Annotated in this window: 22 protein-coding genes; 10 read left to right on the top strand and 12 right to left on the bottom strand. The window is 60.1% G+C overall.

The features are described 5' to 3' along the window. The 3 genes from BLO49_RS14360 to BLO49_RS14370 all read right to left on the bottom strand — a co-directional run bounded on the left by BLO49_RS14360 (position 1) and on the right by BLO49_RS14370 (position 2,152). Positions 1–306, bottom strand: coding sequence for a DUF2849 domain-containing protein (locus BLO49_RS14360; RefSeq protein ID WP_090649906.1), 306 nt, complete (start codon positions 304–306; stop codon positions 1–3). Then, complete coding sequence (cysG, locus tag BLO49_RS14365) at positions 303–1,679, bottom strand: siroheme synthase CysG (protein ID WP_170828344.1); 1,377 nt, start codon at positions 1,677–1,679, stop codon at positions 303–305. Before cysG ends, BLO49_RS14360 begins: the two co-directional genes overlap by 4 nt. Positions 1,680–1,804: 125 nt before the next feature. Beyond that, the gene (locus BLO49_RS14370) at positions 1,805–2,152 is read right to left on the bottom strand and encodes a GFA family protein (protein WP_090649910.1); all 348 of its coding nucleotides are present in this window, start codon (positions 2,150–2,152) and stop codon (positions 1,805–1,807) included. A 106-nt stretch (positions 2,153–2,258) separates the two neighbouring features. Between BLO49_RS14370 and BLO49_RS14375 the strand changes: the two genes are divergently transcribed. Then, entirely contained in the window at positions 2,259–2,678 is a 420-nt protein-coding gene (locus BLO49_RS14375; RefSeq protein WP_090649912.1) for a group III truncated hemoglobin, read from the top strand. On the opposite strand, the gene BLO49_RS14380 is transcribed toward BLO49_RS14375, so the two are convergent. From BLO49_RS14380 to BLO49_RS14390, 3 genes are all read right to left on the bottom strand, one after another. Then, a complete protein-coding gene (locus BLO49_RS14380) occupies positions 2,675–3,079 on the bottom strand; it encodes a type II toxin-antitoxin system VapC family toxin (protein WP_090649914.1) in 405 nt (134 codons plus the stop codon). The genes BLO49_RS14375 and BLO49_RS14380 overlap by 4 nt on opposite strands. Further along, complete coding sequence (locus tag BLO49_RS14385) at positions 3,076–3,342, bottom strand: antitoxin (protein ID WP_090649915.1); 267 nt, start codon at positions 3,340–3,342, stop codon at positions 3,076–3,078. The genes BLO49_RS14380 and BLO49_RS14385 overlap by 4 nt, the downstream gene beginning before the upstream one ends. A gap of 116 nt (positions 3,343–3,458) precedes the next feature. Then, a complete protein-coding gene (locus BLO49_RS14390) occupies positions 3,459–4,556 on the bottom strand; it encodes an NAD(P)/FAD-dependent oxidoreductase (RefSeq protein WP_090649917.1) in 1,098 nt (365 codons plus the stop codon). Positions 4,557–4,677: 121 nt separating this feature from the next. Between BLO49_RS14390 and gcvA the strand changes: the two genes are divergently transcribed. Next, on the top strand, positions 4,678–5,640 hold the full coding sequence (gene gcvA / locus BLO49_RS14395; RefSeq protein WP_090649918.1) for a transcriptional regulator GcvA: 963 nt from the start codon (positions 4,678–4,680) through the stop codon (positions 5,638–5,640). 11 nt (positions 5,641–5,651) lie between these two features. On the opposite strand, the gene BLO49_RS14400 is transcribed toward gcvA, so the two are convergent. Beyond that, complete coding sequence (locus tag BLO49_RS14400; protein ID WP_090649921.1) at positions 5,652–6,659, bottom strand: cysteine synthase A; 1,008 nt, start codon at positions 6,657–6,659, stop codon at positions 5,652–5,654. Between the two features lie 197 nt (positions 6,660–6,856). On the opposite strand from BLO49_RS14400, the gene thrB reads away from it, so the two are divergent. Together thrB and BLO49_RS14410 are read left to right on the top strand one after the other, a co-directional pair. Beyond that, positions 6,857–7,822 carry a homoserine kinase gene (gene thrB, locus BLO49_RS14405; RefSeq protein WP_090649922.1) on the top strand — a complete coding sequence of 322 codons (966 nt, stop codon included), beginning with the start codon at positions 6,857–6,859 and terminating at the stop codon, positions 7,820–7,822. Positions 7,823–7,862: 40 nt separating this feature from the next. Continuing rightward, on the top strand, positions 7,863–9,005 hold the full coding sequence (locus BLO49_RS14410) for a tetratricopeptide repeat protein (RefSeq protein ID WP_170828345.1): 1,143 nt from the start codon (positions 7,863–7,865) through the stop codon (positions 9,003–9,005). Positions 9,006–9,028: 23 nt separating this feature from the next. On the opposite strand, the gene thrC is transcribed toward BLO49_RS14410, so the two are convergent. Beyond that, positions 9,029–10,411 carry a threonine synthase gene (gene thrC / locus BLO49_RS14415; protein ID WP_090649926.1) on the bottom strand — a complete coding sequence of 461 codons (1,383 nt, stop codon included), beginning with the start codon at positions 10,409–10,411 and terminating at the stop codon, positions 9,029–9,031. A gap of 105 nt (positions 10,412–10,516) precedes the next feature. Here thrC and proB point away from each other — a divergent pair, with 105 nt between their 5' ends. From proB to phoB, 5 genes are all read left to right on the top strand, one after another. Next, positions 10,517–11,653, top strand: a complete 1,137-nt coding sequence (proB, locus tag BLO49_RS14420) for a glutamate 5-kinase (RefSeq protein WP_090649928.1) — start codon at positions 10,517–10,519, stop codon at positions 11,651–11,653. A 359-nt stretch (positions 11,654–12,012) separates the two neighbouring features. Next, positions 12,013–13,290, top strand: coding sequence for a glutamate-5-semialdehyde dehydrogenase (locus BLO49_RS14425; protein ID WP_090649929.1), 1,278 nt, complete (start codon positions 12,013–12,015; stop codon positions 13,288–13,290). A 198-nt stretch (positions 13,291–13,488) separates the two neighbouring features. Next, positions 13,489–14,988 carry a sensor histidine kinase gene (locus BLO49_RS14430; RefSeq protein WP_090649931.1) on the top strand — a complete coding sequence of 500 codons (1,500 nt, stop codon included), beginning with the start codon at positions 13,489–13,491 and terminating at the stop codon, positions 14,986–14,988. 141 nt (positions 14,989–15,129) lie between these two features. Beyond that, entirely contained in the window at positions 15,130–15,822 is a 693-nt protein-coding gene (gene phoU / locus BLO49_RS14435) for a phosphate signaling complex protein PhoU (protein WP_090649932.1), read from the top strand. Between the two features lie 22 nt (positions 15,823–15,844). Beyond that, a complete protein-coding gene (gene phoB, locus BLO49_RS14440) occupies positions 15,845–16,534 on the top strand; it encodes a phosphate regulon transcriptional regulator PhoB (RefSeq protein WP_090649933.1) in 690 nt (229 codons plus the stop codon). 129 nt (positions 16,535–16,663) lie between these two features. Here phoB and BLO49_RS14445 read toward each other — a convergent pair whose 3' ends face one another. From BLO49_RS14445 to BLO49_RS14455, 3 genes are all read right to left on the bottom strand, one after another. Then, entirely contained in the window at positions 16,664–17,668 is a 1,005-nt protein-coding gene (locus BLO49_RS14445) for a retropepsin-like aspartic protease (protein WP_090649935.1), read from the bottom strand. Beyond that, positions 17,661–18,707: an aspartyl protease family protein gene (locus BLO49_RS14450; RefSeq protein WP_139159699.1), complete on the bottom strand. Its 1,047-nt coding sequence runs from the start codon at positions 18,705–18,707 to the stop codon at positions 17,661–17,663. Before BLO49_RS14450 ends, BLO49_RS14445 begins: the two co-directional genes overlap by 8 nt. 87 nt (positions 18,708–18,794) lie before the next feature. Further along, positions 18,795–19,697, bottom strand: coding sequence for an Hsp33 family molecular chaperone HslO (locus BLO49_RS14455; RefSeq protein ID WP_170828355.1), 903 nt, complete (start codon positions 19,695–19,697; stop codon positions 18,795–18,797). A gap of 220 nt (positions 19,698–19,917) precedes the next feature. Between BLO49_RS14455 and serA the strand changes: the two genes are divergently transcribed. Further along, on the top strand, positions 19,918–21,840 hold the full coding sequence (gene serA, locus BLO49_RS14460) for a phosphoglycerate dehydrogenase (protein WP_090650159.1): 1,923 nt from the start codon (positions 19,918–19,920) through the stop codon (positions 21,838–21,840). Positions 21,841–22,011: 171 nt separating this feature from the next. Here the strand turns inward: serA and BLO49_RS14465 are convergent, their stop codons facing one another. After that, complete coding sequence (locus tag BLO49_RS14465; protein ID WP_245679053.1) at positions 22,012–22,485, bottom strand: hypothetical protein; 474 nt, start codon at positions 22,483–22,485, stop codon at positions 22,012–22,014. Positions 22,486–22,686 lie beyond the last annotated feature (201 nt).

The following is a 22,686-nucleotide window of genomic DNA, read 5'->3' on the forward strand; positions in this document are numbered from 1 at the left end:
TTAGTCCTCGAAGACATCAGCACGCTTGAACGCGCTGGAAAGGGCATCTGCGGTCTGGCCGATCGTCGGGCCGTTGGCGCGGACAAATTCGCGCACATGCTCGCGCTGGACCGGACTGCCGGCATCGGTCAGCGGAATGAGATAGGGCGCGACGACCTCGGTTTCGCGCTTTTGCCATTCCGCCAGGGCGGCCTCGGCCTGTTCGTCGCTCAGGCGCGCCGCATGGGCGGCGTCTTCCACCCAGCCGGCTTCGGAAAACCAGATGGTCAGGCCGTCGGTCAGGCGGTTGGCGGTAAGTAACTTCATGCGTTGATCCTGAGGGTCTCGGTAATGACGGCCGCGGCCGTGTCCTGATAAAGCGCGGCCACTTCGCCGATGATAACGAGGGCCGGGCCCTTTGGCGGATGGGCGGCGATGGTATCGGCCAGCGCGCCGAGGTGCGTCAGCGTGCGGCGTTCATCGGCGCGGGTGCCGTTTTCGATCACCAGAACCGGCGTATCCGGCATCCGGCCGTGGCGGGTCAGCTTGTCGGCAATCTCGCGCGCCGTGGCGACGCCCATATAGACAACCAGGGTATGATGCGGGGCGGAAAGCGCCGACCAGTCCAGCCTTAGCGGATTGGAATGATCGCCGTCCTTCGAGTGGCCGGTGATAAAGGTGACGCTCTGGGCATGGTCGCGGTGGGTCAGGGGCACGGCGGCGGAAGCCGCGCAACCGAGCGCCGCCGTGACGCCTGGCGTGATGTGGACCTCGATACCGGCCTGGCGCAGGGCCTCGACCTCTTCGCCGCCGCGGCCGAAGACGAACGGATCGCCACCCTTGAGGCGCACGACGCGCTTGCCCAGCCGAGCCTGTTCGACCAGCAGTTCGTGAATCTGATCCTGCGGCACGGAATGGTTCGAGCGTTCCTTGCCGACATAGAAGCGGTCGGCGTCACGGCGCGCCAGGTCCATGACGCCATCGCCGACCAGGCGATCATAGACGATGACATCGGCCTCGGAGAGCAGGCGCAGGGCTTTCAGGGTCAGCAGTTCCGGATCACCGGGACCGGCACCGACCAGATGGACCACACCGGTGCGCGGCGCATCGATATTGGTCAGGGCCAGCGCCACGGCGTCATCGATCTGCCCTTTGCGCGCCAACTCAGTTGCGGGCGATGACAGGATATTTTCCCACGCGCGGCGGCGATCGTCCGTATTCGGAATAAGGTCACGCAAACGCGGCGACAGGGCGGTGGCGAAGGCGGCGACCTCGGTTTCCGAAGGCGGCACGGCAGCCTCGATCTTGCGGCGGGTCTCACGCGCCAGCACCGGCGCGCCGCCGCCGGTAGCGACGCCGATGCTTAAAGTGCCACGATCGATGATGGCTGGCACATGGAAGTCGCTGAGATCGGGAAAATCGACCACATTGAGCGGCGCGCGTGAGGTTCGCGCTAAGCCTGCGCCCTTTTCGGCCAGTGTGCGGTCATCAAAAGCAACGATGATCAGCGAGGCGTCTGCCAGTTCGGCAGCCTCCGGCCAGCGGGGCAATGCGTCTGTAAGGTCGGCCAGTGGGGCGAAGACAGTCACTTTCGCCGGGGTGCGGTTTATCAGGGTCAGCTTGCGGATCGCCCACGCGCCAGCGCCGATCAGGACGACCTGACGGTTTTCCAGCGGCCATGACAGGGGCAGAGCGAGCATTGCAACAACACCAAAAGAGGGACCATACAACATGATCCCCTTTAACACTGCCCTATGTAAGGTTTTGTGCTCGCGATTTAAAGCGATGGTTTGTCGTGCGAGGGTTTAGGGCGGCTAAACGGCGCCTAATGACTGGCGCCATCCCACTTGGTGATCTTGAGCGCATCGAGGTCAATGGTCGGAATGCAGCGCAGATTGATGCAGCGCATCTCCTTGCCGTCCGGTCCCTGGCCTTCGGAATAGGGGGCGATGCCGCAGGTCGAGCAAAAATGGTGATGCAGGCGGCGGGTATTGAAATTATAGGTCGAAACGCCCGATTCCGGTGTTTTGAGTTTGAAGGCATCGGCCGGCACGAAGGCCAGCAAGCCGCCGCGCCGCCGGCACATCGAGCAGTTGCAGTCCAGGCCCTCATTGAAATCGCCCTCGACCTCAAAGGCGATCTGGCCGCAATGGCAGCTTCCCTGGTGCAGCATGATGTCTCTCCTTTGGTGGGAATCTTGTCTGGCAGGCATAAGAAAACAATGCGGAGAGACAACCGGTCGCAGCGACCCGATCCTGTCAGTATGCTATAAGGTGGCTATGAGTTCAGAACACGCGATCGCTGCCCGCCAGAAAATCCGCGCTGATGCCGCCGCCATCGGCGTCGATGAAGCCTTTATCTCGAAACTGGTCGATGAGTTTTACAGTCGTGTCCGCGTCCATCCTCAACTGGGACCGGTCTTCAATAATGCGGTCGATGACTGGCCGGAGCATCTGGCGAAACTCAAGCAATTCTGGGAATCGGTGGCGCTGAATGCCGGGGTCTATTCCGGCCGTCCGATGCAGGCGCATCTCAAGGTCAAATCCATCGAACCGGCGCATTTCGGCGAATGGCTCTATCTGTTCGAGCAGACCCTGCGCGATATCGCGCCGTCCGAAGCGGCCGTGGAATATTTCATGATCCGCGCCAACCGGATCGGCGAGAGCCTGAAGCTGGGGCTGTTTTTCAGGCCGGCTTAGCCAATCCAGTCCTCGACCTGCAAATGGGCCTTCAGATGCACGAAAGCCCTGTCACGGCTGACAAGTATCGCCTTGGCCGTGACAGCTTGGGCAGCAATCATCATGTCGGAAAGCGTCAGGTTAATGCCTGAGGTTTCGCAGGTGGCGCGCAATTGGCCGTATTGACGGGCGGTGTCTTCCGTCCACGGCAGAATGCTGACACTGGCCAGCATGGCTTCGATGCCTTGAGTCATCACCTTGGGATGGCCGCGCCTGGCCAGACCGTAAAACAGCTCACCCGCGCTGATCGCCGAAACGGCGATATCGTGCAATGCGGCCGTTTGCTTTAACCGCTGGCGCAGGCCGGGAATGTCGTCGCGGATAATGTGGCTGACCAGATTGGTGTCGAGCAAATAGATCATAAATTATCGTCGCCAAACGGGTCGGCAGGCAATGGCGCCTGCCGCATATCCTTCAATTCGTTTTCATTGAGAAAATCTGAGGGAATGCCGGCGGCGTCCAGAAGCGAAAAAACGTCGTCCCATGATCGGTGTCGCGGAGTTAGAATGACTTCACCGGTTTTTTCGTCCCTACGGATGTTGACTTCATCGCCTTCAAAGCGAAAGTCCTTGGGCAGACGCACGGCCTGACTTCGCCCGGTCTTAAAAAGTTTGGCTGTAGTCATGGCAACCTCCGTGGTAGGTACCGTTGATATATACCATATTCCTGAAAATAGCAACGCCTCTCCATCGGATGACGAAGAGGCGCTGAAAACATATGGGTGCAGGGTCCGTGACCCTGCTACTTTACGCCCATCTTCTTCTGCAGTTCCGAAGACGATGTCGTGTACTGGAAGCGCAGCTTCTTGTCCGGATAGACATAGCGGAACGCCTGTTGCGCCATCAGGGCCGCCTCGTGGAAGCCCGAGAGGATCAGCTTCAGCTTGCCCGGATAGTGATTGATATCGCCGATGGCGAAGATGCCCTTGGTCGAGGTCTCGAACTTCTCCGTATCGACCGGGATCAGGTTCTCGTGCAGGTTCAGGCCGAACTCAGCCACCGGACCCAGCTTCATGGTCAGACCGAAGAAGGGCAGGAAGGCATCGGCGGTGATGTGAGACTCCACGCCGTTCGCATCTTCGATGGCGACCGATTCCAGGAAGTGGCCGGTCTCGCCTTTCAGCGCCGTGGCCTGGGCGATGATAAGGTCCATGTCTCCGGCGGCCACCAGTTCGCGCATCTTGGCGACCGAGTGCGGCGCGGCGCGGAAATCGTCACGGCGGTGGATGAGCGTCACGCGTTTGGCGATCGGTTGCAGATTCAGCACCCAGTCGAGCGCGGAATCGCCGCCGCCGGAGATAACAATCTCCTTGTCGCGGAAGGCTTCCATCTTGCGCACGGCATAATGAACGCCCTTGCCGGCGCCGAGATTTTCAAAGCCATCGATGCCGGGGATCGGCGGCTTCTTGGGCTGGAACGACCCGCCGCCGGCGGCAATCGCAATCGCCTTGGCATAGACAACGGTCTTCTGGTCGGTGGTCACTTCCCAAAGGCCCTCATGCTCGCCTTCCTCAACCTTGCGCACGCCAACGGCCATTTCGCCGAGGTGATACTTGGCGCCGAACGGATGGATCTGCTCCAGCAGGCGTTTGGTCAGGTCGTCGCCGGAAATGATCGGCCAGGCCGGAATGTCATAGATCGGCTTTTCCGGATAGAGCTCGGCGCACTGGCCGCCGACCTTGTCGAGAATATCGATCAGGTGACACTTGATATCGAGCAGACCGAGTTCGAACACGCTGAACAGCCCCACCGGACCGGCGCCGATAACGACCACATCCGTGGTCCAGGTGCCGCCGGCTTCCAGCGCATCGATGTGATGAAGCGGATTGGCTTCGGTCATTTTTTTCTCCAGAGCTTTTCGATTTTTTGGATCGAGATAGTTTTTTTAAACTGAAAGACGCTATAAAGAAGCGTCCGGTTAAGGGCAACTGAGGCTATGTGGCCAGGTCAGGGGTTAGAATATGTCGCGTGATCGTCTGCCGCCGCTGTCGGCGCTTCGGGTATTTGAAGCCGCCGCCCGCCATGAAAGCTTCAAGCAGGCCGCGGAAGAACTGTTCGTGACGCCCGGCGCGGTGTCGCAGCAGATCCGCCTTCTGGAAGAACATGTCGGCGTCGAACTGTTTGTGCGTGACGGCCGCCGCGTTGTGCTTTCTGATGCCGGCAAGGCGTCGGCGCAGATACTGAAGGAAGCCTTTGAGAAGATGTTCGAGGCCACGCGCCTGATGAAACAGGGCAACCAGAAGGGCCGCGTCACCGTTTCCGCAGCGCCGAGCTTTGCCGCCAAGTGGCTGATGCCGCGTCTCTATGACTTTAGCGCCGCTAACGAGGATATCGATGTCTGGGTGAGCGCCGATATGGCCCCGGTCGATTTCGCCACCAGCGATATCGATCTCGCCATCCGCTACGGCAACGGCCATTACAGCGGGTTGAATGTCGAACACCTGCTGGCCGAGGCCGTAGTGCCGGTCTGCTCGCCGCTGCTTTACGAAGCTGCGCCGATCCGCAAGCCCGCTGATCTCAGCCATCACGTCCTGCTGCATGATGTCGGCTTCGAGACCGATCCCTCGTGCCCGGACTGGGCCATGTGGCTGAAGGCGCATGGCGTTGAAGGTGTTGATGCCAGCAGAGGCCCGCGGTTCAACCAATCGAGCATGGTCATCGAAGGCGCGGTGGCGGGCCGCGGCGTGGCCCTGGCCAAGCGCACCATCGCCGAGGCTGACCTCAAGGCTGGTCGCCTGATGGTGCTGTTCGATGAAAAGGACAAGCCGCTGGAATATGGCTATTACCTGGTCTGGCCACAGACCCGCGAACCGACCCCGGCGCAGATGCGCTTCATGGAGTGGCTGCGCGCCGAAGCCCTGCGTGTTGATGGCGCGCCGAGCGCCCATATTGAACCGCCGGTCTTCGCCGCAATGGATATTTAAGGGAGAGACCACTAGTCCGCCGCCATCCACGGCGGAACCGGCAGGCCCTTTTCACGCAGGAAGGGCGGATTGAATATCTTGGAGGCGTAGCGGTTGCCGTAGTCGCACAGCACGGTGACGATCGTCTTGCCCGGTCCCAGATCCTTCGCCATCTTCATGGCGCCGACAATATTGAGCGCGGCGGACGTACCCAGGCACAGGCCCTCGTTCTCGATCAGGTCATAGAGTACGGGCAGCCATTCGGCATCGGACACCTGATAGGAACGGTCGACCGTGATGCCTTCGAGATTGGCGGTGATGCGGCCCTGACCGATGCCTTCCGAAATCGAGGTGCCTTCGGATTTCAACTCGCCGGTGGTGTAATAGCTGTGAAGGGCTGCGCCAAACGGATCGGCCAGGCCGATCTGGATGTTCGGGTTTTTCTCTTTCAGATAAAGGCTCAGGCCGCCCAGCGTACCCCCCGAACCGACCGCGCAGATAAAGGCGTCCAGCTTGCCGCCGGTCTGTTCCCAGATTTCCGGCCCGGTGCCTTCGATATGGGCGCGGCGGTTGGCGGTGTTGTCGAACTGGTTGGCCCAGATGACGCTTTCGCCGGCCTCACGCAATTCCTGCGCCAAGGTGCCGGAATAGCGGACATAGTTGCCGGGGTTGGCATAGGGCAGGGCGTCGACCTCGATCAGTTCGGCGCCAAAAGCGCGGATGGCGTCCTTCTTTTCCTGCGCCTGGGTGCGCGGAATGACGATCTTGGTCTTGTAACCCAGGGCATTGGCGACGAGCGCCAGACCGATGCCGGTATTGCCGGCCGTGCCTTCCACGATTGTGCCGCCCGGTTTCAGCGAACCATCGGCCTCCGCGGCACGGATGATCCACAGGGCGGCGCGGTCCTTGATCGACTGGCCGGGATTGAGGAACTCCGCCTTGCCGTAAATCTCGCAGCCGGTCGCCTCTGAAGCCGCTTTCAGGCGAATGAGGGGCGTATTGCCGATCAGATCGACGACGGAAGAAACGGTTCTGGCCATGGGAGGAGTCCTTATAAGGGATGCGGCTTGCTAACAGATGCGCAACGGCAACCCAAGCGATGGATTCTAAGCCGGCGATTTAGACATTCTGGCTTATGTCCACAAGGAAAAGCTTTTGGCGATCACGGCTTTATGTCTATATGCCGCCGAGGCCTGATGAGCAGGCGCAAGCTATTGAGGATCAGGACAGGGCGCGCATGGCCGTTTTCACCCCCGTATCTCTGGAGGACGCCCGTGCCTATCTGAGCGCCTATGATATAGGTGAACTGATCCATCTCGAAGGCATCGAGGAGGGGGTTTCCAACACCAATTTCAAGGTGGAGACGACCTCCGGCCTTTATGCCCTGACGCTTTTCGAGGCCGCCACGCCGGAAGACAGCCTGCCCTGGTTCATGGATTATACGCTTTATCTCGACCGCAAGGGCTATCCGGCGCCGGGGCCGGCGCTCAAGCGTGACGGGCAATCCCTGGGGCGGATCAACGGCAAGCCCTGCGCCCTGATCAAATGGCTGCCGGGGCGCTGGCCGCGCAACCCCGATACCCGCCACGCCGCTTCGGCCGGAGAATATCTGGCGAAGCTGCATCTGATCGGCGGCGATTTTCCGCAATATCGCGCCAATTCCATGGGACCGGCGTCCTGGCCTGGCCTGATCGCCCGCTGCGAACCGAAGGCAGCGACCTCTCCGCGCGCCCAGGAGATACTGGCGGACTTCCGCGAGGAACTGGCTTTCCTCAAGGGCGTTTGGCCTGCTGATCTCCCCAAAGGCGCGATCCACGCTGATTACTTCACCGATAATGTCCTGATGAATGACGACGGCATCGTCACCGGCGTGATCGACTATTATTATGCCTGCACAGATTTTTACGCCTATGATCTGGCGGTGGCGCTCAATGCCTGGGGCTTCACGCCTGGCGGTCAGCCGCAACCGCAGATGATCTCCGCCTTTATCAAGGGCTATCATGAGACTCGGCCTCTGTCCGAAGCCGAGATCAACGCCCTGCCGCTGTTCGCGCGCGGTTCGGCCGTGCGCTTTACCCTGACGCGGCTCTATGACCTTTTGAACCACGACCCCTCATGGGTGGTGAAGCCGAAAGACCCGGAAGCCTTCTATCGCCGGCTGGATCATCATCGCGGCATCAAGACTGGCCATACGTATTTTTAGAGGCTGTGATAGGCTGCTTCCGTTAATGGGGGGAATTATCATGCGGAAGATTTTTGCGGGAGCTTTGGTCGTCTTTCTTTTGGCTCAGGCTCTGCCGGTTTTGGCCAAAAATTCTCCGTCCCTAACACCGGCAGAAATGCGTCAGTTAAAAAAAGAAGCAATGGCCGGTGACGCGTCGGCAATGCTGTCTCTGGGGGACGCTTATCACTATGGCCGGGCGGTAAGATTTACATCAGACCCTGCGTGGGCGGCCTATTGGTATGGTCGGGCAGCTAGTCAAGGTAATGTAGAAGCGCAGACCCGTTTGGGTGATATTTACAGTGATCCCGAAGACCCGCTTTATAATGAAGTTACCGCTTTGCTCTGGTACAAAAGTGCCGCCGAAAAGGGATATTTGCCAGCCCAATATTCATTGGCCATGCTTTATGAAAACGCGAAGACGATCAATCCCGATTACAGCCTAGCCTATGCCTGGTGTGTAAAAGCCGCCCAACAGGGGGATGAGCAAGCGTACGAAACGCTGGACGGATTATACATTTATGGCGCGTCCGTTCATTCATACGACGAAGTGCTTGACCACCTAACCATCAAGGCTGAGGCTGGTGATGCCGAGGCGCAATGGCGCCTTGGCAAAAGCTATATGCGTGGTGATGCGCGTCAGGATATTTCCAAAGCTATGCGATGGCTGGAAGCATCGGCAGATCAAGGAAGCGCCAAAGGACTGTATTATTTTGGCGCTGAACTGTTGATGGGTAATAACCTGCCTCAGGATGTAACGCGCGGTCTGCAGATGGAAAAGCGCGCAGCCGACATGGGTTATGTGCCCGCGCAGTTTTACTGGGCGCATAATTATCCTGCTGAAGGTGAGACACCTGATGAGGGCATTGAGAAAATGATCTTTGGCTGGTGGTTAGCCGCAGCCGAAAAGGATTATTCGGAAGCGCAGGAGTCGCTGAGCTATTATTACGCGAACGGGCAATATGTGACGCAGGACAAGGCAGAAGCTTGGAAATGGCACCTATTGTCTTTCCGTAGTCCATGGCGTCAATTATCTTGGCAAAAAGATAATTTTCCGGGGACGCCAGTACCGAGCCTTTCCGATTTTGAGAAGGCAGAAGGCCATCGCCGCGCCGAGGCCTGGCAGGCGGCGCATCCCGGCCCTTACTGGCCACGTCCGCAATAATTACAAAAGCTACCGCCGCGCAATCAACCGTGAGCGAACGCCTTCACCGCTTCCAGCGCCGCGAATTCGTCATTGCGGATCGAATGGATGGTTTCCTTATGGCCGTGCAGCTTTTGAATGGCCTCCGGCACTTCCGGTGCAAAGCCTAGCGCCTTGGTGACGAAATCCGGGAACTTGGCGGCATGGGCCGTCGAGAGCGCGATGATCGGCTGGCCGTCATTACGCTTGAGCGCGGCGGCGATGGCCACGGCGGTATGCGGGCAGATGACCTTGCCCCACTTATCATGGGCGTATTTTATGGTCTGCGCCGTTTCCTCCTCGCTGATCGTCGAGGCCGTCACCTGGGCGCGCAGGGCATCCTGCAGGTCGCCCGAGAGATGGACATTGCCGGTGGCGTTGAAATTGTCGAACACACCCTTGGTGCCTTCGGCCGAACGGTTTGAAGCTTCGAACACCAGACGCTCGAAATTCGATGGCGCCTGCACATCCATGGAAACCGAAGCGGTCTCAACCGCCTGATGGCGGACGTAGTGGCCGGTATTGATGGCCTGGGCCAGGGCATCGTTACGGTTCACGGCGGCGTGGATATGGCCGACATTACCGCCGATCTTGCGCCCGACCCAGCCGGCGAAGGCGTCGCCGAAATTACCGGTCGGGACCACGAATTCCGGCTTTTCGGCACCGGATGCGGCAGCGGCGGCCAGATAATAGGGCACCTGGCCCAGCAGGCGGCCCCAGTTGATCGAATTGACCGAGGAGATCAGGCCGTTCTGCTTCAGCTCTTCTTCGCCCAGCAGGCGCTTGACCATGCGCTGGCAGTCATCGAAATCTCCCTCGACGCCAATGTTGAGGACATTATCAGCCTCAACCGTCGTCATCTGCAAACGCTGCACCGGCGAGACGCGGCCGAGCGGATGGAAGACCACCAGTTTCACATGTTCCGAACCGGCAAAGGCGCGCACGGCAGCGGCGCCGGTATCGCCGGAGGTGGCGGTGACAAGCGTCAGCTTCTCGCCCGTCTGCGCCAGGGCGGCATCGGTCAGCGGGGCGATCATCTGCATCGCCATGTCCTTGAAGGCGAGCGTCGGGCCATGCCACAGTTCGAGAATCCACAGATTGTCCTCGACCTGGACCAGCGGCGTTTTACCGGCATCATTGAGGAAGGCGGCTTTCGTGCGGGCGGCGGCCTTTTGCACGGCCTCCGCGCCCAGCACATCGACGCCGAATAGAGTCAGCAGCTTTTCAGTGAGCAGGCCATAGTCGCCGGCAGAGGCGGCGGTGAGGTCAAACGATGGCGTCGGATAGGTCTCAGGCACATAGAGACCGCCATCGGGCGCGAGGCCATCGAGCAGGGCGCCGGCGAAGGTACGGGGTTCGCGGAAGCCACGGGTGCCTATATAGTTCATTTTGTTACCAATTTTGCCAGATAGCGTAAGGACTTGCGTAACCGCACGCAATGTCGTTAAGAAGCGCGCGAGTTACCATTTAAAGCCCCTGAGATAAAGACCTTCATGTCGCTGGATGCCATTAAATCGCTGCCCGATGTGCTGGCCTCGGCGAAGCGGATAACAATCAAGGTCGGTTCGGCCTTGGTGGTGGATGCCGGTTCGGGCGTGGCCGATGCGGCGTGGATGCGCGGCCTGGCGCAGGATATCGCGGCGCTGATGGCGCAGGGCAAGTCGGTTTTGCTGGTCTCTTCCGGCGCAGGCGCCTTGGGGCGCCGTTATCTCGGCCTGACACGCAAGAAGCTGAAGCTGGACGAGAAACAGGCCGCTGCCGCCGCCGGCCAGCCGCGTCTGATGAGCGCCTGGGAAGAAGCCTTTCAGACGGTTAGCCTCAAGACCGCGCAGGTTTTGCTGACGCGCGAAGATACCGAAAAACGCCGTCGCTGGCTGAATGCGCGCGCCACGGTGGATACCCTGTTCGATCTGGGATGCGTGCCGATCGTCAATGAAAACGACACGGTGGTGACCGAGGAAATCCGCTATGGCGACAATGACCGCCTGGCCGCGCGTGCCGCGCAACTGGTGCGGTCTGAGGCGCTGGTGCTGCTGTCGGATATAGATGGTCTTTATACGGACGATCCACGCCGTAATGCCTCAGCCGAACACATTCCGCTCGTTGAAAAACTGGATGCCAGTATCGAAGCGATGGCCGGTGGCGCCAATGCGCAGGCCGGGGTCGGCACCGGCGGCATGGCCACCAAGATCGCTGCCGCCAAGATCGCCGGGTCTGCGGGCTGCGCCACGATCATCGCTTCCGGTCAGACGATCCGGCCGCTGTCCAATATGGCGCGGTTTACGGTCATCCGGCCGCAGGCTTCGGCCAGCGCGGCCTATAAGGCGTGGATCGCGGGGACGGTGGTGCCAGCGGGAAAACTGATGCTGGATGACGGCGCCGTGCGCGCCCTGCGCAATGGCAAGAGCCTGCTGCCGTCGGGGATTGTCGAGATCACGGGTCAGTTCGACAAGGGTGACAGCGTGTCGATCATCTCGCCGGCGGGCGACGAGGTGGCGCGTGGTATTGTCACCTATTCCGCCGAGGCCATCCGCGCCATTCGTGGCCGCGGCAGCCATGACATCGAGGGCATTCTGGGATATACCTCAGGGGATGAAGTGATCCATCGCGATGACATGGCTCTGGTGTGATCATGGAACACGATAAACACTCCGCTTTTCTATGTAGTCACGTTGCTGACGGATTAAGACCCGTCAATTTGATCGCTCACGAACGCGATCATGATTGGCAATTTCTCTGTGGTGAATATGATCATGGTGACGATGATTGTGTTTTAGTCTGCTCTGCGTGCGCGTTCGAAAGATTTTCAGACCTTTCTCCTTATCAGACATTAGAGCCAGGCTTTTTGGCTGAATGTATAAATGGAGAATGGGTAATCTCGACCTTTGACCACTAGGCCTTCAGATATCTGCATATCTAATATCCCATGAAACGGTCGTAATTTACGGCGTTTGCGCTATATAGCCCTTGAATAACAAGGAGCCGCTCGATGGACGACCAGAACGCCGTATCGCTGACTGACCTGATGACCGACATGGCCGCCAAGGCCAAACTCGGCGCGGAGGCTTTGCGTCTGGCCACGCCGGAAACGCGCACCAAAGCCATTCTGGAAGCCGCCAAATCGATCCGCCGGCGCGAGGCGCAGATATTGGCCGCCAATCAACAGGATCAGCAGTTCGCCCGTGACAAGGGCCTGACCGACGCGATGATCGAGCGCCTGATCCTCAATCCGGCGCGCGTCGAGGCCATGGCCAAAGGGCTGGAAGAGGTCGCGGAACTACCTGATCCGGTCGGCCGTGAGCTGGCGCGCTGGACGCGTCCGAATGGCCTCGATATCGCCCGCGTCTCGACCCCGATCGGCGTCATCGCCATCATCTATGAAAGCCGTCCGAACGTTACGGCCGACGCCGCCGCCCTGTGCATCCGTTCATCCAACGCCGCCATCCTGCGCACCGGCTCTGAAGCGCTCAATTCGGCGCTCGCCATCTATGCCGCCTTCGAGGACGGTCTGCGCGCCGCCGGCCTGCCGGAAACCTGTGTGCAGCTTGTCCCGACCTCCGACCGCTATGCCGTGGGCCTCATCCTGGGCGGTCTCGACAAGGCGATCAACCTCATTATTCCCAGAGGGGGCAAGTCGCTGGTGGCGCGGGTCCAGGCCGAGGCACGCGCACCGGTGCTGGCCCACCTGGAGGGGTTGAATCACACCTATATCCACGCCGCCGCCGATCCGAAAAAGGCGCTGGAGGTGACGCTGAACGCCAAGATGCGCCGCGTCTCGGTCTGCGGCGCCACCGAAACCCTGCTGATCGACGAGGCCGTGGCGGCGAAACTGCTGCCGCCGATTGCCGAAGCTTTGGAGGCCAGGGGCTGCGAACTGCGCGGTGATGACAAGGCGCGCGCCCTGGTGCCCTCGATGTCGGCCGCCACGGAAGACGACTGGCGCACGGAATACCTGCTGCCGATCCTGTCGGTGAAGGTGGTGAAGGACGAGGCCGAGGCCATCGCCCACATCAAGACCTATGGTTCCGGCCATACCGAGGCCATTATCACCGAAGACGCGAAAGCGGCCGAAACCTTCCTAAATGAGGTCGATTCCGCCATCGTCATCTGGAACGCCTCGACGCAATATGCTGACGGTGGCGAATTCGGTTTTGGCGCGGAAATCGGCATTTCGACCGACCGCCTCCATGCGCGCGGGCCGGTGGGCGTCGAGCAACTGACGACCTTCAAATATGTCGTGCGCGGCGACGGGCAAACACGCCCATAAAGACTAAATGTGATCCTCCCCCGCTGCGCAGGGGAGGATCATGTCCGTGTAATTTGAGAATAAATTATCTTGTGTAAACATTCATCCGTAAACCGATTAATCCCCTGTTTACGGCCAGGTCACCAAACTGTCGTCAAATCGCTATAAACACGACGTTCTTTAAGTCATAAGATGAGCGCCGCGAGGTTTGGGCACAAAATGGAAAAGCGTCAGAGCGTCTGGAAGTTCGTCCCGGTCGGCACCGTCATCGGCTGCGCGATCCTGGTCGTCATGGCCTTTCTGCCGCCAATGCACCTGCTGACCATCATCGTTGCGCTGGTGGTCATTGGCTATACGGCGATCCGCTATCTGTCCCTTCTTGGTGATGCCGAGGAGAAGATCCGCGCGCTGAAAGCCCCGGAAAAGCAGAACAAGGTGCAGCCGCTGGGCCCAAGTTTCCAGGAAGTCCTGCGCGCCGTGCCTGATCCGGTGATGATCGTCTCAGGCCATGAGCCGGACGATATCGCCGCGCGCCGCGTGATATTCGCCAATGACGCCGCCCAGACCGTATTTCATCTGCGCCCGGATGGCGGGCCGCTGGTGGGCGCCATCCGTGTGCCGGAAGTGCTGGAAAATGTCGACGAGGCCCTCTTCGGCGGCATAACCGGCTCGGTCGATTTCGAGACCAGCGGCGGCGCGCGTGACCAGTTCTGGCGGGCCTATTCCGCACCCCTGCCGATGGAACATGCCGCTGATGGTCAGCGTCTGGCTTTGCTGGTGATCCGTGACGAAACCGACGCCCGCCGCATGGAGCGGATGCGCGCCGATTTCCTGGCCAATGCGTCGCACGAACTGCGCACACCACTGGCCTCGATCACCGGCTTTATCGAGACTCTGCGCGGTCCGGCGCGCGATGACGACCAGGCGCGTGACAGATTTTTGACAATCATGGCCGCCCAGGCCGATCGCATGGGGCGCCTGATCGCTGATCTGCTGTCCTTGTCACGCATCGAAATGAGCGAGCACGTGCCGCCCTCAGGCGAGGCCGACCTGGCTCTGGCCGTGCGCGATGTCGTCGACAGCCTGAGCGTACTGGCCCAGCAGAAGGGCGTCCGCCTGCGTATCGATGCGCCGCGGCCGGGTCTTTTCCCGATCATCGGCGACCGCGACCAGATCCTTCAGGTGGTGCAGAACCTCACCGACAATGCGCTGAAATACGCGCCGCAGGACTCAGAGGTCAGCATCACGGTGTGCTTCGATGTCACCCTGCCGCAGGCGATGTCGCTGAGCGATAAACAGGCCGCCAAACTGGTTCTCCTGCGCCCTGACCGAAATGTGCATGAATATTATGCCCGCGTCACGGTACGCGACGAAGGCCCTGGAATCAAAAGGGAATTCCTGCCGCGTCTGGCCGAGCGCTTCTACCGCGTAGAAGGCCAGAAGAGCGGCGACAAGCTGGGCACCGGCTTAGGCCTGGCCATCGTCAAGCACATCATCAACCGCCATCGCGGCGGGCTGGTGGTCGAAAGCCAGGGGGCGGTCTCGGCAAAGGAAGACGATATTCTGGAACGCGACGGTAATGTGGCCAGCCTGCCGCCGGTGCCACCCCAGACCTTTACCGCCTTCAGTGCCTATTTCCCGCAGACTCGTGCCTTTGGGTCTGTCGAGCCGCCGCGTCTGGTGACTGGCACCTCGACAATTCTTAAAGACGCTGGCTGACTGCCAGAAAACCGTTAAGTATCTTTTTCAAACGCACATTATAAAACTGTCACAAAATACGCCTATTGGGGCTATAGTTCCCGGCATCAGGCGTACTGCGTCGGCTATCAGGAACAAGGAATTCAAAAGGTGTCGTTCAAGATGAATACCCACATCGTCAAGACCTATGGCGACGAACTGGACCAGTTGTCCGCCGAAGTGGTGCTCATGGGCGGCCTGGCCGAGGCCCAGGTGGCCGAGGCCGTCGAAGCCGTGGCCCGCCGCGATGTCGCCCTGGCCCAGAGCGTTGTGGCCCGCGACCACAAGCTCGATGAACTGGAAAAGGATGTCGAGCGCAAGTGCATTCGCCTGATCGCCCTGCGCCAGCCGATGGCCGACGACCTGCGCAAGACGGTGGCCGCCATGAAGCTGGCCACCGCACTGGAGCGCACCGGCGACCTGGCCAAGAACATCGCCAAACGTTCGATCGTGATTTCCGAAGCCGAGCCCATGACGCCGCTCACCCGTTCGATCGAGCGCATGGGCAAGCTGGTTTCGTCGCGCCTGCGCGATGTGCTGGATGCCTACAAGTCCGGCAAGGTCGACCTGGCCCAGAGCGTCTGGTCTTCGGATACCGAGGTGGACGAACACTATAACGCGCTGTTCCGCGAACTGCTCACCTACATGATGGGTGATCCGCGCACCATTTCGGCCTGCACGCACCTGCTCTTCATGGCCAAGAACCTGGAGCGCATCGGCGACTACGCCACCAACATGGCCGAACACATCAATTACGAGCTGACCGGCGAGGACTATGTCGAATCCCGCCCGAAGGCCAGTAATCTGGATCAGTAACCCGTAACCGCCGCAGAGACGCATGAAGCCCTACATCATAGTTGCCGAAGACGAAGACGCCCTCAGCACCCTCCTCAGCTATAACCTGGAGAAGGAAGGGTATGATGTCGGGGTTGCCACCGATGGCGACGAAGCCCTGGTGATGGTTAAGGAACGTGCTCCGGACCTGCTGGTTTGCGACTGGATGATGCCCAAGGTTTCGGGCATCGAGGTCTGCCGCCGCCTGCGCCAGCAGGCTTCGACCCGCAATCTGCCGATCGTTATGCTGACGGCGCGCTCGGAAGAAACCGACCGTATCCGCGGTCTCGATACCGGCGCCGATGACTATGTGGTCAAGCCGTTTTCGATGGTGGAGCTGATGGCGCGCATTCGCGCCGTGCTGCGCCGTATTCGTCCGGCGCTTTCCGAAGATCGCGTCGAGTTCGGTGAAATCTCGGTCGATCGCCTGTCGCACCGCGTCCAGCGCGCCGGCCGGGATATCCATCTGGGGCCGACGGAATACAAGCTGCTCGATTACCTGATGCAGTATCCGCGCCGCGTCTTTTCGCGCGAACAACTGCTGGATGCTGTCTGGGGCAATGATGTTTATGTTGAGGCCCGTACGGTCGATGTCCATGTAGGCCGCCTGCGTAAGGCGCTCAATAATGGCGACCAGTTCGATCCGATCCGGACGGTGAGGTCCGCCGGCTATTCACTGGACATGCAGAACTGATAAGACGTTCTGGTGGTCTGCAAGTCGCCGTCTGCCTGCGATACGGTGCTCACGTACTCAAGTACGCTCCGCTCCGTTTCTCGTCAGCCAATGCCTTTCGACTCACCAAAACGTCTTATCTAAGCACGCTTATACTGTGTGGTCGATCTCCACACCGGGGGTTGGCCGGGGCGGTGCCTCGCTCAGCTCAAACAGGATTTCTTTGTATCGGTAATCAATACTGACCGATGCAAATTGACGCAGATAGTCCATGCCGATCAGAAGGGCCGGACGATCTTCCTTAATTTTCCAGATCGAAAAATCGGGTACATCCGCTATGACAAGGGTGCCGTCGGTAAAGGACAAATCGCGCATACGAATGCGATATATATGAATAAGCTCTCCGGTAATGGTGCCGCCGGTAACACCCGTCAGCACTACGTTGGCAAAGCTCTCAAGGCTGTGGTTGCGGCTGATTAGCTTGTTGTACAGTGCCTGACTACCGACTGAAACTTCTGCGCCCGTATCGATGAAGGCAATTGCGCCCACGCTGTTTACCATGCAATCAAAAACACGCAGGCGCCCATTATTACCCCTAGCACGCACATTGGCTTCATCCGCGCCCTCAGCCGATAGATGGCCCAGTGGTTGCTCGATGTTCAGGACGCGACGCCCGAAGTCGAACGTAACGCGCGTACCATTTATGGCATCCAGGCCCAGATAACCATCCGCGAACAGGTTACTGCGCGGCAGGATGGGCAGGTTCAGTCCGTCGCGCCGAAAGGGTCCGAATGAAAGGGTGTCCACATGCACGGTCGGCACCCTGACCCGCCCACCTATGCCTTCGAGTATCACCGATCCGCCTTGCAACAGGCCAAGAGCCGTAGCGACATTTTCGGCAATGACCGAACGCTCGGCACCCGTGTCGACGACAAAACGATATGGGCCCATGCCATTAATACTGACCTCAATCGTCAGGTGTTGATTGACGTCTGTCCGGGCGGCCAGGCTTGCGCTGTCCTGGTCGGCTTCCGGCTTTTGCTGGGAGACGTTGGCTGTGATGGTCTGGGTCCAGCCGGGGCTGCCGGGCAGGAGGGAAGCGGCCAGGGCCAGGCCACCCGTTGTGAAAGTCCGGCGTGAAAAAGGGTCAGGCATGGCTGTTTATCCGTACACCGGGGGTTGGCAGGGGCGGGGCTTCACTCAGTTCGAAGCGGATGGATTTCTGGCGATAATCGATCGTCACCGCCGCGAACTGACGCAGGAAATTCATGCCGATCAGCAGACCGGGGCGGTTATGCACATTCCAGGCGTCGAAGCTCGGCACGTCGGCGATCGCCAGCCTGGAATCGGTGAAGGACAGGTCTTCCAGCTTGATGAGCGAGACCGGGATGACCTCGCTGAGAATTTCGCCGCCGGTCACGCCTTTGAGAATGAGTGGCCCCAGACTGTGCAGGCCGCCGCGCAGGGCCAGCGCCGCCTTCAGCGCCCGATTACCGACCGAAATCTGGGCGCCTGTATCGATGAAGGCCGTGGCCCGGACGCCATCAACCACGCAATCGGAAACGCGCAGGCGGCCTGAGGATCCGCTGGCCCACAGGCGCGTGGAAGTACCCGGCGGGGGATGACGGCGGCTCGGGTCGCGCGGCTGCTCTATTTTCAGAGTTTTGCCGGCGAAATCAAAGGTAACGCGGCTGTCGCTGATGGCATCGAGGCCAAGATAGCCATCGGCCAGCAGATACTGGCGCGGCAGGATAGGCAGGGTCAGGTTTTTGTGCCGGAACGGCCCGAAGGCCAGGCTGTCGACCTGAACCGTCTGGGCCGGGATGCGCCGGGAAAAACCATCTACCAGAACCGAGGCGACCGGCGCCAGACCCAGTGCCTGGGCGACATTGTCGGCCACAACCGAGCTTTCCGCGCCGGTATCGACAACGAAATGATACGGCCCCTGGTCATTGATCATCACCTCGATGCTCAGGTGGTCGGCGTCATCCGTCCGGGCGGTCAGGGTGGCGGCGTCATGATCCTCAGGAGGAATATCTTTGGATGGCGTAGTGACCTGCTGGGAAAGCGCCGGGTGCGCGATAGAGAGGCCCAAAGCCGCTGCCGCACCGCTCATGATATGACGGCGCGACGCACAGGTTTGCGCCCGCGCGGCGATCCGGCTGTTTGGCCGGTTGTCTGGTAGTCCGCTCACGATGTTTCCCCCCCGGACCTGTTATCTCCGGCCGGTGGGATCACAGTAACATCGTTCTTTAAAAGCGCAATCGCCGCTTTGAGAGGATTACAGCCCGACGAAAAACGTCTTCGAGCAGTATTCGCAGGTGATATGCACCTTGCCATCCGCTTCCAGCATTTCCGATTGCTCTTCGTCGGTAAAGGACTGTACCAGCCCCTCAACGCGTTCCTGCGTACAGCGGCAAAGCTTGTGAATCTGCTTGGCCGCGCTCAGGCGCACACCGTCCTCATGGAAAAGGCGGAACAGCAGGCGGTCGGCCGGCAGGTCGAAATCGGTCAGTTCTTCCTCGCCCAAGGTTTCGAACAGGGCACGTATATGCTGGAACGAGTCCTTCGTGTCGCCGCGGGTCGCGTCGCCGGCAATGGCCTGGATCATGGCGCCGGCGGCGCGCCAGTTCGGACCGTCCTCTCCGGCAAACTCGGTGCAGGCCAGCTTGATCTGGGTCGGCACCTGCTCCGACTGGCGAAAATAGGTCTCGGCGCACAGGGCCAGGCTTTCGCCTTCGATCGGCGTGATGCCCTGGTAGCGTTCGCCGTGGTTTTCCGGGTCGAGCGTCATGATGAAGGTGCCCTTACCGAGCAGGGCCTGGGCGCCCAGGCTCTGGAAGCTGCCTTCATTGGCCGCCACCAGCGCCACCAGCTCTTCCGGGTCGAAACGGCAGAAGCCGCGCAGGCCGCCCTTGGTGTCGTAATCGGCCACGACATAGCGCACCACGCCGTCGCCCTGCGCCTGGAGGATCAGCCGGCCCTCGAATTTCAGCGACGCACCCACCAGCACGGCCAGAACGCAGGCTTCGCCCAGCAGATTGGCGATCTGCGGCGGATAGTCATGCGCCTTCAGTATCTGGTCGAGCGTCTCTCCCAGACGGACCAGCCGCCCATGCACGGGATGGGCTTCGATAACGAAGCGGGCGGAATAGTCTTCGGTGGGATCGAGGATGTCGGGCATATATTCGCGCAGAAAAGAAGAGGTTTTGGTTACAGATTTTACGGGTTTGGCAGCTTTATCGGTCATTCGTCTACAGTTTTAAAGAATTAAGCCGCCACATGCCATAATAAATGGCGAAGGCGGTTGTGCGGGGGGCACTTTTGTCTTATTTGCGGCGCATCTTTTGAAGTGGGCGGACGGCCCCTGGCGCCGGATCAGCCCTTAAATGGGCGTGACCGCTATGAATGCAAGCTTTCCTCAACCGAACCTGGCCACTGTCGTTCTCGACTTTGACTCGACCTTCACCTCGGTCGAGGCGCTGGATGTTCTAGCCGAGCTGCTGTCCGCCGCTGATCCCGCGCGCCATGCCGATGTCGCCCAGATCAAGACCCTGACCGACCAGGCCATGTCCGGCGAGATCAGCTTCGCCGAGGCGCTGAACCGTCGCGTCCAGTTGCTCAAGCCGACGCGTGACGATATCGCCGCTCTGATCGAGGTGCTGAAGACCAAGGTCAGCGCTTCGGTGATCCGCAACAAGGCGGTGTTCACTGAGAACCCCGGCAAGTTCCGCATCATCTCCGGCGGCTTCCATGATTTCATCGACGCCGTGGTCGCCGATTACGGCATCGAGCCGGAATACGTCCTGGCCAATCGCCTGATCTGGAACGAAGAGGGCGTGGCTGTGGGCGTCGACCAGGCCAATCCCCTGTCGCAGGATGGCGGCAAGGTCACGGCCCTGTCGGGTCTCGGCGTCGCCGGCGCGGTCGCCATGGTCGGCGACGGCTGGACCGATTTCGAGGTCTATAAGGGCGGCGCCGCCGAACGCTTCTATGCCTTCACCGAAAACGTGGTGCGCCCGAAGGTGGTGGCCGCCGTCAATGGCGATACCAGCCTGACCGCCGCCTCGTTCGATGAGGTGCTGCACGCCGAAGGCTATCAGGGCCGCTATTCCTTCCCGCGCTCCAAGCTGAAGGTGCTGTTGCTGGAAAATATCCACCCCGACGCCGTCCGCGCCTTCCGTGAGGAAGGCTATGATGTCACTACCGTCAAGGGCGCGCTCGATGAAGACGATCTGATCCAGGCCCTGCAGGGCGTCCATATCCTCGGCCTGCGTTCCAAGACCAATCTGACCGCCAAGGCCGTGGAAGCCGCCGACAAACTGATGGCGGTGGCCGCCTTTTGCATCGGCACCAACCAGATCGATCTCAAGGCGTGCTCGCAAAAGGGCATCGCCGTTTTCAACGCCCCCTATTCCAACACCCGATCGGTGGTGGAAATGGTCATCGGCCTGATCGTCATGCTGACCCGCAATATTCCCGATAAGTCGATCGCCATGCACAAGGGCAAGTGGGACAAGTCGGCCACCGGCGCCCATGAGGTGCGCGGCAAGACGCTCGGCATTATCGGCTACGGCGCCATCGGCTCGCAACTGTCGATCCTGGCGGAAGCCTTCGGGATGCGCGTCATCTATTTCGACCTCGCCGAAAAGCTGACCCTCGGCAATGCCAAACGCTACCGCTCGCTCGATGCCCTGCTCGCTGAGGCCGATGTCATATCGCTGCACGTCGATGGCCGGGCCGACAACAAGAACCTGTTCGGCGCCGCTCAGTTCAACCGCATGAAGGACGGCGCCCTGTTCATCAACCTGTCGCGCGGCCATGTCGTCGATATCGACGCCCTGTCGAATGCTCTGAAATCCGGCAAGATCTACGGCGCGGCCATCGATGTCTTCCCGCAGGAGCCGCGCACCAACGACGATCCGTTTGAATCGTCGCTGATGGGCCTCAAAAACCTGATCCTGACCCCGCATATCGGCGGCAGCACGGAAGAAGCGCAGGAAGCCATCGCTGAATTTGCTTCCGAACGCCTCCTGGGCTTCCTCAATCGCGGTGATACCACCTTCTCGGTCAACATGCCGCATGTGGCCCTGTCGGAAGTCTCCGGCCGTCACCGCTTCCTGCACCTGCACAGGAACGTGCCGGGCGTGATGGCGGCGATCAACGCCATCACGGCCAAGTACGATCTGAACGTTCTGGCCCAGCACCTGAAGACCAACGAAACCCTGGGCTATGTCATTGTCGATGTCGACAAGGGTTATCCGAAGGAAGCGTTGGAGGATCTCAAGGCCGTAAACGGCACCCTGAAATTCCGCTCCCTGGTCTAAGCGCGTATCGCTGGGCTGCAAATTGCCGTCTTTCTGTGCGCCCTTGCTCGTGTACAAGCGTACACGTCACTTCGGGTGCTCGAAAGCCAATAATTTTCGCCGCAGCGCTTCGGCTTAGACGGGCCAGCGCTACAAGAATTTGATGGTCGGTTCTGGTTTCTTAATTTCGAACTAGTCGAAATAGAGCACATCGTCATCCGGATCTTCGTCCGGCGTGGCGGCGGGCTGGCTCAGGCGTTTCCATGCCTCGAAAACTTCCGGCGGCACCTTGGCCGGCCGCTTGCCGTCATCCGGCATTTTCTGGATGAAGTTGAATTTCAGCCCCATGCGGTTGGCCATCGACCAGGCGGGCGATCCGCGCTTGACCATGGCGGTATCAAGATCGATCAGCCAGATTTCAGCCGGGATATGATCCAGGTTTTCCATGGCGACACGGGCGCCGCTGGCGCTCTGGTCAAGAATGCGGCAATTGATCACCTGCCGGCTGGAGAGAAACAGCATGGCGCCGCGATCGTCGCACTGGGTCCGGGGTTCGGACCGGCGGTCGGCATATTGATCCGGCGTGATCACCTCTACCGACGGCCGCGCCGGTGCAGGCGGTGCAGCAGTGACGGGCGGGGCGGGACGGCGGATAGGCGGGGTCATGATCAACCTGAAAGCAGAAATGGGCAAAGTGGCATGTGACGGGCACATGGTGCATACGCATACGCGGTACTAAAGGATCACTGGTCACTCACCCGGCCGCCTTTGACGCGGCGGCTTACGGGTTTTTTGCGTATATGCACGCTGCTGGCCAATACTATAGGCGCCTTTGGTTTATAAAAAATGAGTGAGTGCGCAAAAGGG

Origin of the sequence: Asticcacaulis taihuensis, assembly GCF_900100255.1 — a bacterium.
GTDB lineage: Bacteria > Pseudomonadota > Alphaproteobacteria > Caulobacterales > Caulobacteraceae > Asticcacaulis > Asticcacaulis taihuensis.